Here is a 15,299-nt window from a genome sequence, read left to right on the forward strand (position 1 = left end):
CATACAGAATCCGTCAATCACCATCGAGCAGGGTGCGAAAAGCGGCGGGATTCAGGTCGCGGGTGCTGGAGTCGCCTTGTTCCAACCATCAATAACTGTATACACTTTCTATCCGTAGAAGGGGACGAAGCAAGATGTCAAGCGTCATTGTCGGAGATGCCGATGCACCGGCCACAGTCATGGGGGTGCACGGCGGTGCGGGCGCCCTGCTGTGGAAGCGCCTGGCCACGGGGTCGCATCTGCACGGCGACTGGGACGGCATCGAATGGGTCGCGCTCGAGCCGGGAGCGCGGGCGGGGCTTCACGTGCACAGCCACACCGAGGAGATCTGGTATTTCCTCAAGGGCACGGGCGTGATCGAGCTCGACGGCGAGACCCACGAGGTGGCGCCGGGCACCCTGGTGCTGACTCCACACCACAGCAGCCACGCGGCCTGGAACACCGGAGACGAGCGGCTCGACTACGTGGTGATCGAGGTCTTCCCGCCCGCGATCAGCAAGGCACTGCCGCCGCGGCGTCCCACCGAAGAGCGCAACCCCGGCACGCAGCGTGCCGTCGACGAGAAGGAAGGTGCCTGATGGCCGGGCTCGTGACCTCGCTCAAGCCGGGGCAGATCCTCGCGGCCGGCGACTACTTCGCCGGCCCGTGGCGAGATTTTCAGCACCTGCGCCTGGCGCCTGGACAGCGGGAGGAGTTCGTCGCGGACAATGTCGAACTGGCGGCCTTCGTGATCTCCGGAAGCGGCTCCGGCGCCATCGGCGACGACTCGGTGCCTTTGCGCGAAGGCGTGTCGCTGACGGTCGGGCTCGGCAGCCGGGTCGCCGTCACAGCGGGTCAGGAGGGGCTGGACGTGTTCGTGACCAGACTAGACGTGGCCGCGGATCCACGGTGACGGTTACGCGAGCGGACGACGGCGCCGTGGACTCCGGTGAGCGGGAGCACGGCGTCAGCCTCGTGCACGCCCGGCTGAGAGACGCTCTCATCCGTGGTGAGCTTGAGGCCGGCCAGGTGCTCAGCCAGGTCCAGCTCGCTGAGCGTTACGGAGTGAGCCGCACCCCGTTGCGCGAGGCGCTGCGCCTGCTGGAGCGCGAGGGTCTCGTGGTCAGCGAGCCCAGGCGGCGGGTGCGCGTGGCGCCCTTCTCCATCGAGGACCTCGACCAGATCTACGCCTTGCGCATCAGCCTCGAGATTCTCGCGCTGCGGCTTACCCTCCCCCGCCTCACCGACGAGGCGATCGCCCGCATCGCCGAGCTGGAGCAGACGATGCGCCGGCACGCGGAGAACCATGACTACGACGCCTGGCACGAACCGCACCGGGAGTTTCATCGATCCTGCCTGACGCTCGCCGGCGACAGGCTGCTGGCCGACATCGAGCGGGCCGCCGACCACGCCGAGAGATACCGGTTCTCCTACACCACACAGGTTCCGACGGCCTGGGGCCAGGGCTTGCGCGAGCACCACGAAATTCTGGTCGCGGTGCGTGACAGGGATGTCGAGGCGGCGAGCGTTGCCCTGGCCCGCCACTACGCGCGTGTGGCCCTGAGCGCCGCGGCCCTGCTCGTGCCCGAATACGATCCGCGGGCCATTCGCGAGGCGCTCCGCATGGTGCTGCGTTCCCCGGACGACGAGATCGTCTGAGGCGCCGGCCGCCACCTCCGGCGACGCCGCCGGGCGCTCAGCCGGGGAGACCGAGGAGGGGCAGGCAGGCCGGCAGGTTGTGGATCGCGAAACCGGGTGGCTCCTGCCAGTCCTCCCTGGCCAGGCGGAAGCGCCGGGTGACGGCCGGCTTGCCCTGGCGGTCGTGGACCGTGATGCCGTCCTCCCGGTAGCCGAGCTTCCTCGTCACCGCCAGCGAGGCGTTGTTGTCCTCGAACGCCTCGGTCGTGGCGTGGCGCGCCTCCAGCCCGGCGAAGGCGAGGTGCAACACCGCTCTGCGCATCTCGGTGCCGATGCCCTTGCCCTGGAAGCGCTGCCCCAGCCACGAGCCGGTGCCGACCTCGCGGGTGACCGCGAAGGACGTGGCCGTGATGCCCTGCGTGCCGACGATCTGGCCCTCGTACACGACCACGAAGTCGATCGACCACTTCTCCGGGGTGAGCGAGCTCCACGCGCGGAAGTGGTACTGCAGCGTGCTCCTGGCCCGCTCGGCGGGCTCGGCGTCCGTCCAGGGGAAGAAGAACGGCATGAATCCCGTCTCGTGGACGCCCTCGGCGGCGCGGTCTGCGAGCTCGTCGAGGTCGTCGAGTGAGGGGAGACGCAGCTCCAGGAGGGGCGTCGTGATGGACAGGTCGAACAGGGGCCAGTTGCGCATACCACCGCATGGTGGCATCCGGCGCGCCCGTTCGCGAACGATTTTCGCCGGCAGTCGCCGGGAGCGATAGTCGAATAAACGGGGAATGCCCGTTTATAGCGGGATTCGTTAATTCGCTGCCTTTACCGGACAAAACCCATGCATGAGGTGATTTCTCGACGATGTGGGTAGGCATCGAATTATGATCATAAAATTTCGGAGAATCGGCGCTTTCGCCGTTGGATGCGGGGTGCCCTTGCTGATGGGCATACCCGCGATGGCGGACAGGGACATTCCCGTACCGGTGGAGCAGGCCGAAGTGAAGGCGCCCGTCCTGCGGCCGGGCGACCGCGGCAGGGAGGTCGAACGGCTCCAGCGGCGGCTGCACCAGGGCCGCTACTACTTCGGCAAGATCAACGGGCGCTACGACGAGCAGACGAAGTTCGCCGTCTGGGCGCTGCAGAAGAGCCACCGGATGGAGACGCGGGGCGCGGTGGGGCCGGAGGTCTGGCGGGCGCTCGACCGGCGGCTCCGCACGCGTGCGCTCGTGCCCAACGGCCCGGCGAACCGGGTCGAGGTCAGGCTGCGCGACCAGTTGCTGATCGTCTACCGCCAGCACCGTCCCGCGCTGATCTCGCACATCTCCAGCGGCGCCCAGCGGCGCTGGTGCCTCAACGGGCGTTGCGGCGACGCGGTCACGCCCGTGGGCGACTTCCGCGTCAACCGCCGGGCGCCCGGGTGGACGACCGGGCCGCTCGGGTCGATGTACAACTCCCTGTACTTCGTCGGCGGAATCGCGATGCACGGCTCCACGAAAGTCCCGAATCGGCCGGCGTCCCACGGATGCGTACGGGTCCCGATGGAAACGTCCAAGCGGCTCTACGAAATGGTGGGCATGGGAGAGCCGGTGTATGTGCGACAAAGTTGGTAATTCCTGAAATATTTGGATATGTCGGTGCGAATGCCGCCAGCAGCGCAGCCCGCCGCGGCGTCGCCGAAGGCGACGGGAGACGACGGGCGGCGACGGCGAAGGCCGATCGGCGGCGGCGAGCGGAGGCGATCGGCGGCGGCGAGCGGAGGCCGACCGGCGGCGACGGCTGGCGGCAGGCCGTGCCGCTGGCGCATTCGTCCCCCGCGCGTCACCCCGCCGTGCCTCCGACCCTCGAGACGTTCGGGCCGGTGCCCAGGCGCGTGAGCCTGGGCATGCTCGCCCCGGCCTTCCTGAGCACGCCGTCCTTGACCAGCCGCAGGGGCGAGCCGGCGGGCGCGGGGCCGCCCCCGGCGGTCTGGGCGAGCCGCAGGGCCAGCGCCGGGCACATGTCGACCGCCCGCCGCGCCTCCTTGGCCAGATGGCCGGGGACGTTCCTGAACGACGGGAACCCGTAGTCGTCCAGGTCCACGAACTCCGGCAGCAGGTGCGCGCAGAGCCCGTGCCCCTGGCAGCGGGACCAGTCGACCTCCAGCCGGTACTCGGGGTCGGCCTCGCGCTCGGGCATCGGCAGCACGCCGCGGATCGGCCGGCCGCACGAGCCGTGCTCCAGGTGCTGCGCGATCTCGGTCTCGAACGCGTCCAGCGCCGACAACACGAACTTCGCCGTGCCGTCGGGGTGGAAGCACGCCCCGCGCCGCTCGACGCCGCGCACGCAGCGGCGTACGGCGTCCACCGAACCCGTGCCCTCGACCAGCGCGTACATGGCCCTGGCGATGTCCGGCAGGCCGAGGCGGCACGGGCCGCACTGGCCGGCCGACTCGGCCGCCAGGTAGGCCGACACCCTGGCGGCCTCGCCGAGCGCGCAGGTGGACTCGCCGAGCGGGACGATGATCCCGGCCCCGAGAGTCGCTCCTGCCTGCTTCATGCCCTCGCGCGAGAGCACGGCCGTCTGGACGACCTCCGCGGACAACCACGCGCCGTGGTAGCCGCCGATGAGCACGCCGTCGCCGATCTCGGCCTCGGTCAGCGCGAGCACGTCGGCCAGGTAGGTGCCCGTGGGCGCCTCGATGACCGCGCCCTGGGCCGCGCCGCCGCTGACGGTGAGCAGGATGGTGCCGGGCTCCTTGCTGGTGCCGATCTCGGCGTACTTCTCGGGGCCGTACTCCGCCAGCAGGGCGAACTGCGCGTACGTCTCCGTGTTGGACAGCAGGGTCGGCAGCCCGTCCACACCGCTCGTCGCGGCCCGCTTCTTGCGGCCGGGCGGGATGCCCTCCTCGCCGTTCACGGCTTTGACCAGCGCGCCCCCTTCGCCGGAGATGAACCTCTCCTTGATCCCGACCACGCGGATCGGGACGCGGCTCTCCGCACCGCCCGACACGTTCGCGGCCCGGCGCTCGGCCACGGCGGCGGCGACGGACGCCTCGGCGACCTCGCCACCGGCCGTGGCGACGACCACCTCGCGGGCGCCCAGCGCCTCGGCGGCCAGCACCGCGCCGTCCAGCACCAGGTGGGGGTTGCGGGTGAGCAGCATGGCGTCCTTGGAACTGGCCGGCTCGCCTTCGGCCCCGTTGACCAGCACCACGCTCTCGCCCGTGCCCGCCGCGTCGGCGACCGCCCGCAGCTTGCGCGCGAACGGGAAGGCCGCGCCTCCCCGCCCGCGCATGTCCACGTCGTTGGCATGGGAGATGAGCTCGCCCAGCTCGCGCGGGTCCACGACTCCGTGGAGCGTGCGGTGCGCGGGCAGGTCGAGCCGGCGGCAGTGGTCGAGCCCGGCGGTGAGCCGGGCCGGACCCATGCGTAAAACCCGGGGAACTCGGGCCGGAATCAAGGTCGCTCCTGATCAGTCGTCGCGGGCAGGCTCATCCGGCCTCCCGGTATCTGCGCCTGGCGTCGGCGAGGCTCACGGGTGCGTTGACGTTCACCGCGGCGGCCCGGGTGGCGGCCCGGGTGGCGGCCTGGCTTGCGGCGGGGACCGCGACCTTCTGCGGCCGTTCGTTCGGCACGCCCGCGGCGGCCGGCGACGCCACCGCCGGCCCTTCGACCCTCTCGGGCACGATCGACGGCCGGCGCAGCGAGGCCAGCACCCGCACGCAGAGCGCGGAGCCGACCGCCGCGAGGCAGGCCACGTAGGACCAGGCCACCCAGCCGGCCGGCGGACGGCCGGCGGTGAGCCCGTGCATGATGCCGACCGGCCAGGCCACGTACGCGGCGGCGTGGAGGATCCGCCACATCCATGGCCTGGTCCGGACGGCGAAGCGCCCCCTCAGCATTCCCGTGACCACGGCCAGGACCATCAGGTCGAAGGCCAGCGCGCCGAACCCCACGTAGAGCCCGGCGACGGGGACGACCGCCGCCCCCAGCGGCACGTGCCCCAGGCTGATCATGAGGGTGATGTGCGTGATCAGGTAGGCCAGCCCGATGAACGCGGTGGCTCTGTGCGCGAGCTGGGCCCTGACCCGGTTGGCCGGTGTCAGGAAGACGCGTTCGGTGGTGAGCAGGCCGAGCGCGACCGTCGCGGTCAGCAGCACCAGGGCGAACACGCCCGCGTAGAACTCGAGGAAGCCCACCCCTCGGCCGAGCAGCGCCACGCCACGTTCCGTCCTGGCCAGCGCGAACGCCGATAACAGGATGGCCATGATCGAGGCGCTCGCCCCCAGCCGGACGCTTCTGGTGTCCAGCTTGGTGGGGGCGTGCCTGGGGGATCGTCTGTGGAGCATCTATTTCCCTCCAAGGTCGGGTGAGGGTGCGACTCGGAAGGCTGGTGCCCGTGAGGGCATGTCAGATCAGCAACGGCGGCCCCGGTTGATGCATGAGACGACGGTCTGCATCAGCCGATCGGGCATCACATTGACGAAGTCGCCGTGGTCGGTGACCGGATTGTGCTTCTGCTCGGGGAAGGCGTCCACGGCGTACGACGGGCCTTGTGGGACGTTGTACGCGAGGGTCATGCGGAGTTGGGGAATCGCCCGAGTGCCCTGAGGGCAGGCACCGTTCTGGTCGGGGAAGACCACGTGCGTCCGGTGATTGGCGCTGTCGGTGTTCTGGCCGTCCCAGCAGCTAGGGAAGTCCAGGATACGAAGAACCTGACTGCCACGCGGGCAAAGCGTGTATTTGTCGGGACTTATGCGATTTTGGAATCCCGAGCAGCTCCAGCCGGCCTTGGCGTTGGCGCCACCGTTCGTGGCGGCCTTGGCGTCACCGGTGATGATCCGCATGAACCTCGGCATCGCCACGACGTCGCCGGTCGGGTTACCGCGGAACTGGAGCGTCGCGGCGCGGGGCAGCAGCAGCCGGCCGACGTTGCCGTCGGGGTCGTCGGCGTTCTCGTCCGACCTGCGGTCCCTGATCACGGGCCAGTAGTACGTGGACTTGTCGCCCAGCCGGCAGGTGGTTCCCGCGGCGGCCAGGCTCTCGTCGGTGGAGAACTCGTCCGTCGACAGGTTGCCCACGTAGTCGTGCAGGTGGTGCGCCCCGTTGGCCACGCCGGGCGCGACGATGAAGTTGGCGGGGTTGTTGTGGCGGTTCTGGTTGGTGCCGCAGCGGGAGACGAACGAGCCGCGGGAGCCGTCCCTGCCGATCCGCGCCTCGTTGACCGGCTGGACCTGGCGGATGTTGACGAAGTCCTGGGGGAACGGTCCGAGGTCGGCGCACTCTTCCCCGTCACCGCTCTGGGTGGGGGAGGGTGAGGGCGACGCCGTTCCCGGCGGGGGCGCGCTCTGCGTCGGGTCGGCGGTGGGGTCGTCGGTCGGATTCTCGGTCGGGTCGTCGGTCGGGTCGTCGGTCGGGTTGTCGGTCGGGTTGCCGGTGGGGTCGGCGGTGGGGTCGTCGTTCGGGTCCTGGGTCCGCGTCGGGCGGGGGTCCGGCCGGCCGCGGCGTGACTGCACCGTGGCGCTCTCCTCGGGCTCGGGGGCGCGCGCCGTGTCGTCCGGCGAGCCGGCAGGGTCGGCCACCGCGGCGCCGCCTCCCTGGGGAGCCTGCTGATCGGCGTCCTGCTGATCCTGCCGCCGGTCCTGGCCCTGGTCCTGGCCCTGGTCCTGGCCCTGGCCCTGGTCCTGGCCCTGGTCCTGGCCCTGGTCCTGGCCCTGGTCCTGGTTGGGGTTCTGCTGGTCCTGGTTGGGGTCCTGCTGGTCCTGGTTCTGGTCGGGGTCCCGCTGGTCGCGGTCCTGGCCCTGGTTCCGTCCGTTCCTGTTCCGCTGGTCGGAGTCTCGCCGCTGATTCTGATCCCGCTGTTCCTGCTGCTGCGACGGGGACTCGGCCGGGTCGCAGTGGTCGGCACGTGCCGGGCCGACCCCGATGACGGCCGCGGACACCAGCCCGCTCGCCGTCACGGCCAGAGCGGACACGGCCGCGGCCATGCGTCTGGATCTCCTCATGTGTGTCTCCTCTTATCGACCGCCAACGCGACGGGTGGAGCTGGCGCGGGCGCGGGAGGCTCCGGCAGGGCGTTGTGGTCGACCAGGCCGGTGGACTCCAGCAGCGCCATGTGCCTCATGACGAATTTCACGCACTCCTCGGCGAACTTCCTGATCTCGGAGTTGCGGGTTCCAGCCCGCACGGCCGCGACGACGGTGAAGACCTTGCCGTGCGCGGCACGCAGCAGGTTCGCGTAGTCCTTGTCGAAGGCGGGCCCGCTCTCCGCGGCGAGCTGGGCCATCCAGCTCTGCTGCTGCGGGCTGGGCTCGTCAGGCAGGGCCACGCCCAGCTTCTTCGCGACCTGACGGGTCAGCAGGTCCAGCCTCATGTGATCTTCCATGATCAGCCTGCCGACTTCCTTGACACGTTGGGACTCGGCGCGGGTCCTGGCGTACTCGCCTGCGGGCATCTCCCAGAGGCCGGCCTGCCGTACCTTGACCACCAGGTCGCGGTCGGCGGCCGTGAGAGGCCCCGTGGACGTCTGCGCCCACTGGGCGGCCGCGGGATCGATCACTGGTGGCATGACCAGCAAAATCGTCACCGCGGCCGCCACGACGAAGCCGCCGAGCATGAACACCTCGCCGCGCAAAAGCCTGTGCATGGTCGGAGGTACGCGGGGTTCACGACCCTGGTTCACCTATGGCCGGAGATAGTTAGAAATGACTGGAGTTATCGGAGTGGCTACCGCTTGGATAACGAAGGTGTAAAGATGTGCCCCGTGCTAGGTCACCTCGACGGCAGGTTCGAGAGTGCGGATGCCGAGGCGGAGCACCGCATTGCGGTGCTTTACCAGGAGTTCGGCGGCCCTCTGCTGCGACACGTCCGCAAATCCACAGGTAACGACCTTCAGTGGGCCGAAGACGTTGTGCAGGAGACGCTCGTCCGGGCCTGGCGGAACTCGGCAAGACTGCAATGGGAACCAAGCCTTATATGGGCGTGGCTGCTTACCGTGGCCCGTCGCATAGTCATTGATGGTCGTCGGCGGAAGAGCGTTCGGCCGCAGGAGGTCGAGCCGCCCGAAGTCGACATGATGGCGGTGCCGGACGGTTCGGATCGGGCTCTGTCGGCGATGGTCGTCGCGGACGCCCTCCGAAGCCTGTCCGCGGAACACCGCGAAGTCATTGAGCAGACCTACCTTCGAGACCGTACGATAAGTGAGGCGGCGGAGATTCTGGGGATCCCGCCGGGCACGGTGAAGTCCCGGCTCTACTACGGAATCCGGGCTCTCCGCGAACTGCTGCGGGACAAGGGGGTAGCCGGCTGATGCACGACGGGGTGGCCGCCTACGTCCTCGGCGTCCTCGATGAAGAGGAGCACGAGGCCTTCGAACGCCACCTCGACACATGCGAGCGATGCCAGGCGGAACTCCTGGAGCTCGCCGAGCTGCCGGACCAGCTCGACGAGCTCAAGAACGCCTCCTCGACCTCCGACGACGATCCCCCGATGTCGATGTCACGTTGACGTCTATCCCCTTTTCGGGTGGTATCGGTTACGGCAAGACGTGCGCCCGGCGGCAAGTGCCGGGCGGTCGGGGGGAGGTGTTCGGTGGGCATCGACGGCGATGCGCCCCGTCCCCCGCGCCGGCGGTTCGGCGAGGAAGGCGGCCGGCTGTCGTATGGTGGCTACCTCCGCCTGCCCGCGTTGCTCGCGCAACAGCAGCCGCAGTCGCAGGCCCCTGACGAGTTGCTCTTCATCACCGTCCACCAGGTCTACGAGCTCTGGTTCAAGCTGCTGCTCCACGAGCTGGAGTCGGTCCGCGAGGCCATGTCCCGCGGCGAGCTGTGGCAGGCCAGGCACCTGTTCCGGCGGGTGCACGCGGTCGAGCGGGTGCTGGTCGAGCAGGTCGAGGTCCTGGAGACGATGACGCCCCAGGACTTCCTCGAGTTCCGCTCGATGCTGGAGCCCGCCAGCGGGTTCCAGTCCGTGCAGTTCCGGGAGCTGGAGTTCCTGTCCGGGCTGAAGGACGAGCGTTACCTCGGCAGCTTCCGGCACGCCGAGGAGGCCGATCTCGCCAGGCTGCGCCGCAGGCTGTCGGAGCCCACGCTGTGGGACGCCTATCTCGACGCGCTGTCCCTGCGTGGCCTGCCGGTCTCCGATGATGAGATCATGAACTCGCTGCTGGCCGTGGCGAGAGACCGCGGGTCCCACGACGACCTGTGGCAACTGGCCGAAGACCTGCTGACCCACGACGAGACCACAGCGCTGTGGCGGATGCGTCATGTCCAGATGGTCGAACGCCAGATCGGCACCAAGTCGGGCACAGGCGGCTCGACGGGCGCCCCCTATCTGCGCGGTAGAACGCGCCTGCACTACTTCCCGCTGCTGTGGGAACTAAGGGCCTGGCTATGAACAGCCATGGCGAACCCTCACAAAGGAGTGAGAGCGAAATGCCGCTCGACGAGGCCAAGGATGAGCTGCTCCAGCGAGCCGCCGAGATCTGCGCGACGAGCACGGAGCACATGAGCGCCGACGAGGCGCTGTCCTTCCTCCGGCTCTACTACCGGCACGTCGCACCGGAAGACCTGCTCGACCGCAACCCCGTTGACGTGTACGGCCCCGCGATGTCCCAGAGGCAGCTGGCCGAGGTCCGCCCGCAGGGCAGGCCGGTGGTCCGGGCCTACACCCCGACGATCGACGAGAACGGGTGGGACCCCGGGCACTCGGTCGTCGAGGTGGTCACCGACGACATGCCGTTCCTCGTCGACTCGGTGACGATGGAGCTCGACCGGCACGGCCTGGGCGTGCACCTGCTGGTCCACCCGCAGATGCGGGTGCGCCGCGACATGACGGGCCGGATGCTCGGCCCGGACCAGCAGGACGTCACCGGCCAGATGCTGGTCGAGTCGTGGATGCACATCGAGGTCGACCGGCAGTCCGACCCGCGCGCGCTCAAGGCAATCGAGACCGACCTGCTGCGGGTGCTCACCGACGTGCGGCACGCGGTCGAGGACTTCAGGAAGATGCGGGCGCTGGCCGTCCAGACTGCGGAGGACCTGGGCATGAACCCGCCGCCGCTGGAGCCCGCGGAGGTCGAGGACAGCATCGACCTGCTGCGCTGGCTCGCCGACGGGCATTTCACCTTCCTCGGCTACCGCGAATACCGGCTCGAGCACACCGACGAGGGCGAGACGCTGCGCGCGCTGCCCGGTGCGGCGCTGGGCATCCTGCGTGACGACAAGGTCAGCTCCGACAGCTTCTCCGCGCTGCCCGCCGAGATGCGGGCCAAGGCGCGCGAGAAGCACCTCATGATCATCACCAAGGCCAACTCCCGGGCCACCGTGCACCGCGCCACTTACCTCGACTACATCGGGGTCAAGGTGTTCTCGCCCGAGGGCGAGGTGATCGGGGAGCGGCGTTTCCTCGGCCTGTTCACGCACGTGGCCTACAACGAGTCGATCTCCCGGATCCCCGTGCTCAGGCGGAAGCTGGCCGACGTCCTCGACCAGGCCGGGCTGGCGCCCGACAGCCACGACGGCAAGGACCTCATCGAGATCCTCGAGACGTTCCCGCGCGACGAGCTGTTCCAGACCTCGATCGACGAGCTCCTGCCGATCGCGCTGGGCGTGCTCAGGCTGCGCGAGCGCAAGCAGGTCAAGTTGTTCCTGCGGCGCGACGACTACGGCCGTTACATCTCCTGCCTGATCTACCTGCCGCGCGACCGCTACACCACCAAGGTCCGGCTGAAGATGCAGGAGGTGCTGCTCAAGGCCCTGGGCGGCACGTCGCTCGACTACAGCGCCATGATCGGCGAGTCGGTGCTGGCCCGCCTGCACGTGGTCGTGCGGGGCGAGCGGGGCAAGCAGCTGCCGCCGCCGAGCGTGGACGTGGAGGAGCTGGAGGCGCGGCTGGCGGCCATCACCCGCTCCTGGGAGGACGACCTGTCCGCCGCGCTGGTGGAGCTGACCTCGGAGGAGGAGGCGCCCGGGCTCATCCGCCGGTACGCCTTCGCGTTCCCCGAGGGGTACAAAGCTGACTTCCCGCCCAAGGTCGCCGTGGTCGACCTGCAGCGGCTGGAGCGGCTCGTCGGCGCGGACGACGACGGGCAGGTCGAGCTCAACCTCTACGAGCCGTACGACGCGACCGAGGGGGAGCGGCGGCTCAAGATCTACAAGGTCGGCTCGCCCATCTCGCTGTCGAAGGTGCTGCCGCTCATCCAGCGGCTGGGCGTCGAGGTGGTCGACGAGCGGCCGTACGAAGTCGACCGCGACAACGACCCCACCACCAAGAACGCCTGGATCTACGACTTCGGGCTGCGCTACACGCCGTCCGACGAGGTCGGCAGGGAGGACTTCAAACGGCTCTTCCAGGACGGGCTCACCGCCCTGTGGACGGGCCGGGTGCAGGCCGACGACTTCAACTCGCTCATCCTGAGTGCCGGGCTGACCTGGGAGCAGGTCGAGATCCTGCGGGCCTACGCGAAATACCTGCGGCAGGCGGGCAGCACGTTCTCGCAGTCGTACATGGAGCGGGTGCTCCTGGGCAACGTGCGGCTGGCGCGGCTGCTCGTCAGCCTGTTCGAGGCCCGGCACGATCCGCGGCGGCCCGACGACGTGCGCACCGAACTGGCCGACGCGATCCACGAGGAGATCCTGGGCGCGCTCGACGAGGTGGCCTCGCTGGACGAGGACCGCGTGCTGCGGGCGTACCTGGAGATGATCCAGGCCACGCTGCGTACCAATTTCTTCCAGACGGCGAATGGGCGGCGAAAAGAGTACATATCGCTCAAGTTCGACCCGCAGGCCATCAGCGTCCTGCCCCTTCCGCGGCCCAAGTTCGAGATATTCGTGTACTCGCCGCGGGTCGAGGGCGTGCATCTCCGGTTCGGGAAAGTGGCGCGGGGTGGATTGCGGTGGTCTGACCGGATGGAGGACTTCCGTACGGAAATTCTCGGTCTGGTTAAAGCTCAGATGGTTAAAAATACCGTTATTGTGCCGACCGGGTCTAAGGGTGGGTTTGTCGTTAAACGGCCGCCTTTGTCCGGAAAGCGGGAAGATGTGCAGGCCGAGGGTGTGGCCTGCTACCGCATGTTCATCTCCGGCCTGCTCGACGTCACCGACAACCTCGTGGACGGCCAGGTCGTCCCGCCGCCCGACGTGGTCAGGCACGACGGCACCGACACCTACCTCGTCGTGGCCGCGGACAAGGGCACCGCGACGTTCTCCGACATCGCCAACGCCGTGGCCAAGGAGTACGACTTCTGGCTGGGCGACGCCTTCGCCTCCGGCGGCTCGATCGGCTACGACCACAAGGCCATGGGCATCACCGCCCGCGGCGCGTGGGAGTCGGTCAAATACCACTTCCGCACCACGGGCGTGGACGTGCAGAGCACCGACTTCACGGTGGTCGGCGTGGGCGACATGTCCGGCGACGTGTTCGGCAACGGCATGCTGCTGTCGCAGCACATCCGGCTGGTGGCCGCGTTCGACCACCGGCACATCTTCGTCGACCCCACCCCCGACGCGGCCCGCTCGTTCAGCGAACGGCAGCGCCTGTTCGAGCTGCCACGCAGCTCCTGGGAGGACTACGACGCCACGCTGATCTCGGCGGGCGGCGGCGTCTTCTCGCGCACCGCCAAATCCATCCCGATCACGCCCCCGATGCGCGAGGCGCTCGGCATTCCCGCGGGCGTCACCTCCATGACGCCCAACGACCTGATCAGCGCCATCCTGCGGGCCCCCGTCGACCTGCTGTGGAACGGCGGCATCGGCACCTACGTCAAGGCGAGCTCCGAGTCCCACGTCGACGTGGGCGACAAGGCCAACGACGCGCTCAGGATCGACGCCGCCGACCTGCGCTGCAAGGTCGTCGGCGAAGGCGGCAACCTGGGGGTCACCCAGCTGGCCCGCATCGAGTTCGCGCTGAACGGCGGCCTGATCAACACCGACTTCATCGACAACTCGGCCGGCGTCGACACCTCCGACCACGAGGTGAACATCAAGATCCTGCTGGACCAGGTCGTCCGCGACGGCGAGCTGACCGACAAGCAGCGCAACCAGGTCTTCACCTCGATGACCGACGAGGTCGCCCGCCTGGTGCTGCGCGACAACCACGCCCAGAACGTGGTCCTGGCCGCCGCCCGCGCCCAGGCCGTCGAGATGCTCCACATCCACGCCCGCTACCTGCGGCGGCTGGAACGCGACGGGCTGATCAACCGGGAGCTGGAGTTCCTGCCTTCCGACAAACAGCTGGCCGAGCGCCGGCAGGCCAGGCTCGGCCTGACCGCCCCCGAGTTCTCAGTGCTGCTGGCCTACACCAAGCTGACCGTCGACGCCGAGGTGCTCGCCTCCGACCTGCCCGACGACCCCTACCTCGCCTCGTGGCTGGTGTCGTACTTCCCGTCGGCGCTGCGTGAGCGGTTCCGCTCCTACATGGACGCCCACCCGCTGCGCCGGGAGATCATCACCACCTGCGTGGTGAACGAGCTGGTCAACTCCATGGGCACCACGTTCATGTACCGCTTCGGGGAAGAGACGGGCGCCTCGACGTCCGACATCGTGCGGGCCTACCTCGTGGCGCGCGAGGTGTTCGACCTGCCGAGCTTCTACCGGGACGTGGAGTCGCTGGACAAGCAGGTGGACACGGCCACCCAGATCGCCATGCTGCTGGAGGCCCGCAAGCTGGTCGAGCGCGGCACCCGCTGGCTGCTGGTCAACCGCCGGCCGCCGCTGGACCTGGCCGGGTCGGTCGGCTTCTTCATGAAGCCGGTCAACGGCGTGGTCTCCCACATCCCCAAGCTGCTGACCGGTCCCGACCTGGCCGCGTACGAGGAGCGCCGCGACTCGTTCCTCGCCAGGGGCGTGCCGCCGGAGCTGGCCGAGCGGGTGTCCGCCATGGTGCCCGCGTACTCGATGCTGGACATGGTGGAGATCTCCTCCCTGACCGACCGTCCGGTCAACGAGGCGGCGGAGGTGTACTTCGACCTGGCCGACCGGCTGCAACTGGCCCGCATCCGGGAGCGCATCATCGCGCTGCCCAGGGACAACCGGTGGAACTCGATGGCCCGCTCGGCCCTGCGCGACGACCTCTACGCGGCGCACGCCTCCCTGACCCGTGACGTGCTCGCCCACAGCACGCCGGGCCTGCCGCCGGAGGAGCGGCTGGCCAGGTGGACGGAGGCCAACACGGCGGCCGTCTCCAGGGCCCGGCAGACGCTGTCGGAGATCTGGGAGAGCGACACCTTCGACCTGGCCACCCTCTCGGTCGCGCTGCGCGCCATCCGCACCCTGGTGTCCGCCAGCAACCTCCCCCACACGGAGTCCTGACACGGAGGGGCGGGCGCCCAACCGCCGCCCGCCCCTTCCCGTGCCTTTCCACGGGCGCCGCCGTGGTGCCCCCCGCGTCGCCACTGGATCGCGCCCGCACGGGGACGGCTCGGGGGGCGATCACGAGGGCAGGCGGTGTGTGCCTGCCCAGCACGGGGACCTGTCGTCAGCCGTCCAGGGGCGAGGGCGCGCCGACCGGTCAAGGACTCGGCGAAGGAGACGGCCAAGAAGACGCTCGTCACGGCGAGCGAGCCGTGAGCCCTCACGACCGGCCATGACGGACGGGAAGGGGTTACGGCGCGTGCGGGTCCGTTGGCGGTGCCGTAAAGGAAGGAAAGTCAGATACCGGATGCACGCGTGAGAGTGCCGTCGTTGCGGACCACGGTGAGGAACTGGTCGAGGG

General features: G+C 69.3%; 13 protein-coding genes. 8 read left to right on the plus strand and 5 right to left on the minus strand.

Translation table 11 applies throughout. The features are described 5' to 3' along the window. Positions 1-185 precede the first annotated feature (185 nt). The 3 genes from E1292_RS16365 to E1292_RS16370 are packed head-to-tail and all read left to right on the plus strand — an operon-like array spanning position 186 to position 1,638. Positions 186-578 carry a cupin domain-containing protein gene (locus E1292_RS16365; protein ID WP_165974574.1) on the plus strand — a complete coding sequence of 131 codons (393 nt, stop codon included), beginning with the start codon at positions 186-188 and terminating at the stop codon, positions 576-578. Then, positions 578-892, plus strand: a complete 315-nt coding sequence (locus tag E1292_RS51130; RefSeq protein ID WP_165974575.1) for a hypothetical protein — start codon at positions 578-580, stop codon at positions 890-892. The genes E1292_RS16365 and E1292_RS51130 overlap by 1 nt, the downstream gene beginning before the upstream one ends. Beyond that, entirely contained in the window at positions 889-1,638 is a 750-nt protein-coding gene (locus tag E1292_RS16370) for a GntR family transcriptional regulator (protein WP_165974576.1), read from the plus strand. Before E1292_RS51130 ends, E1292_RS16370 begins: the two co-directional genes overlap by 4 nt. 37 nt (positions 1,639-1,675) lie before the next feature. Here E1292_RS16370 and E1292_RS16375 read toward each other — a convergent pair whose 3' ends face one another. Beyond that, positions 1,676-2,311 (minus strand): GNAT family N-acetyltransferase, encoded by a 636-nt coding sequence (locus E1292_RS16375; protein WP_132596073.1) that lies wholly within the window; start codon positions 2,309-2,311, stop codon positions 1,676-1,678. 241 nt (positions 2,312-2,552) lie between these two features. Between E1292_RS16375 and E1292_RS16380 the strand changes: the two genes are divergently transcribed. Further along, on the plus strand, positions 2,553-3,221 hold the full coding sequence (locus tag E1292_RS16380) for a L,D-transpeptidase family protein (RefSeq protein ID WP_165974577.1): 669 nt from the start codon (positions 2,553-2,555) through the stop codon (positions 3,219-3,221). A gap of 208 nt (positions 3,222-3,429) precedes the next feature. Here the strand turns inward: E1292_RS16380 and E1292_RS16385 are convergent, their stop codons facing one another. The 4 genes from E1292_RS16385 to E1292_RS16400 all read right to left on the minus strand — a co-directional run bounded on the left by E1292_RS16385 (position 3,430) and on the right by E1292_RS16400 (position 8,235). Then, complete coding sequence (locus tag E1292_RS16385) at positions 3,430-5,016, minus strand: NADH-quinone oxidoreductase subunit NuoF family protein (protein WP_132596075.1); 1,587 nt, start codon at positions 5,014-5,016, stop codon at positions 3,430-3,432. A gap of 64 nt (positions 5,017-5,080) precedes the next feature. Beyond that, positions 5,081-5,938, minus strand: a complete 858-nt coding sequence (locus E1292_RS16390) for a ferric reductase-like transmembrane domain-containing protein (protein ID WP_132596076.1) — start codon at positions 5,936-5,938, stop codon at positions 5,081-5,083. 66 nt (positions 5,939-6,004) lie between these two features. Further along, positions 6,005-7,594, minus strand: a complete 1,590-nt coding sequence (locus E1292_RS16395; RefSeq protein ID WP_132596077.1) for a DUF1996 domain-containing protein — start codon at positions 7,592-7,594, stop codon at positions 6,005-6,007. Then, entirely contained in the window at positions 7,591-8,235 is a 645-nt protein-coding gene (locus tag E1292_RS16400; RefSeq protein ID WP_132596078.1) for a DUF4142 domain-containing protein, read from the minus strand. Before E1292_RS16400 ends, E1292_RS16395 begins: the two co-directional genes overlap by 4 nt. Before the next feature lie 108 nt (positions 8,236-8,343). Between E1292_RS16400 and E1292_RS16405 the strand changes: the two genes are divergently transcribed. The 4 genes from E1292_RS16405 (at position 8,344) to E1292_RS16420 (ending at position 14,896) form a co-directional block, all read left to right on the plus strand. Further along, positions 8,344-8,898 (plus strand): sigma-70 family RNA polymerase sigma factor, encoded by a 555-nt coding sequence (locus tag E1292_RS16405; RefSeq protein ID WP_201761090.1) that lies wholly within the window; start codon positions 8,344-8,346, stop codon positions 8,896-8,898. Continuing rightward, a complete protein-coding gene (locus E1292_RS16410; protein ID WP_132333655.1) occupies positions 8,898-9,095 on the plus strand; it encodes a zf-HC2 domain-containing protein in 198 nt (65 codons plus the stop codon). The genes E1292_RS16405 and E1292_RS16410 overlap by 1 nt, the downstream gene beginning before the upstream one ends. An 84-nt stretch (positions 9,096-9,179) precedes the next feature. Continuing rightward, positions 9,180-9,983, plus strand: a complete 804-nt coding sequence (locus E1292_RS16415) for a tryptophan 2,3-dioxygenase (RefSeq protein WP_220446871.1) — start codon at positions 9,180-9,182, stop codon at positions 9,981-9,983. Between the two features lie 38 nt (positions 9,984-10,021). Then, positions 10,022-14,896, plus strand: a complete 4,875-nt coding sequence (locus E1292_RS16420; protein WP_132596079.1) for an NAD-glutamate dehydrogenase — start codon at positions 10,022-10,024, stop codon at positions 14,894-14,896. Positions 14,897-15,299: the final 403 nt, after the last annotated feature.

The organism is Nonomuraea deserti (genome assembly GCF_004348685.1).
In the GTDB taxonomy this organism is placed as follows: Bacteria; Actinomycetota; Actinomycetes; order Streptosporangiales; family Streptosporangiaceae; genus Nonomuraea; species Nonomuraea deserti.

What these genes read in the sequence shown, in the direction of transcription:
- E1292_RS51130 (WP_165974575.1), top strand. Translation starts at nt 578, where the DNA reads ATGGCCGGGCTCGTGACCTCGCTCAAGCCGGGGCAGATCCTCGCGGCC.
- E1292_RS16375 (WP_132596073.1), bottom strand. Translation starts at nt 2,311, where the DNA reads ATGCGCAACTGGCCCCTGTTCGACCTGTCCATCACGACGCCCCTCCTG.
- E1292_RS16380 (WP_165974577.1), top strand. Translation starts at nt 2,553, where the DNA reads ATGGGCATACCCGCGATGGCGGACAGGGACATTCCCGTACCGGTGGAG.
- E1292_RS16385 (WP_132596075.1), bottom strand. Translation starts at nt 5,016, where the DNA reads ATGGGTCCGGCCCGGCTCACCGCCGGGCTCGACCACTGCCGCCGGCTC.
- E1292_RS16390 (WP_132596076.1), bottom strand. Translation starts at nt 5,938, where the DNA reads ATGCTCCACAGACGATCCCCCAGGCACGCCCCCACCAAGCTGGACACC.
- E1292_RS16395 (WP_132596077.1), bottom strand. Translation starts at nt 7,594, where the DNA reads ATGAGGAGATCCAGACGCATGGCCGCGGCCGTGTCCGCTCTGGCCGTG.
- E1292_RS16400 (WP_132596078.1), bottom strand. Translation starts at nt 8,235, where the DNA reads ATGCACAGGCTTTTGCGCGGCGAGGTGTTCATGCTCGGCGGCTTCGTC.
- E1292_RS16405 (WP_201761090.1), top strand. Translation starts at nt 8,344, where the DNA reads ATGTGCCCCGTGCTAGGTCACCTCGACGGCAGGTTCGAGAGTGCGGAT.
- E1292_RS16410 (WP_132333655.1), top strand. Translation starts at nt 8,898, where the DNA reads ATGCACGACGGGGTGGCCGCCTACGTCCTCGGCGTCCTCGATGAAGAG.
- E1292_RS16420 (WP_132596079.1), top strand. Translation starts at nt 10,022, where the DNA reads ATGCCGCTCGACGAGGCCAAGGATGAGCTGCTCCAGCGAGCCGCCGAG.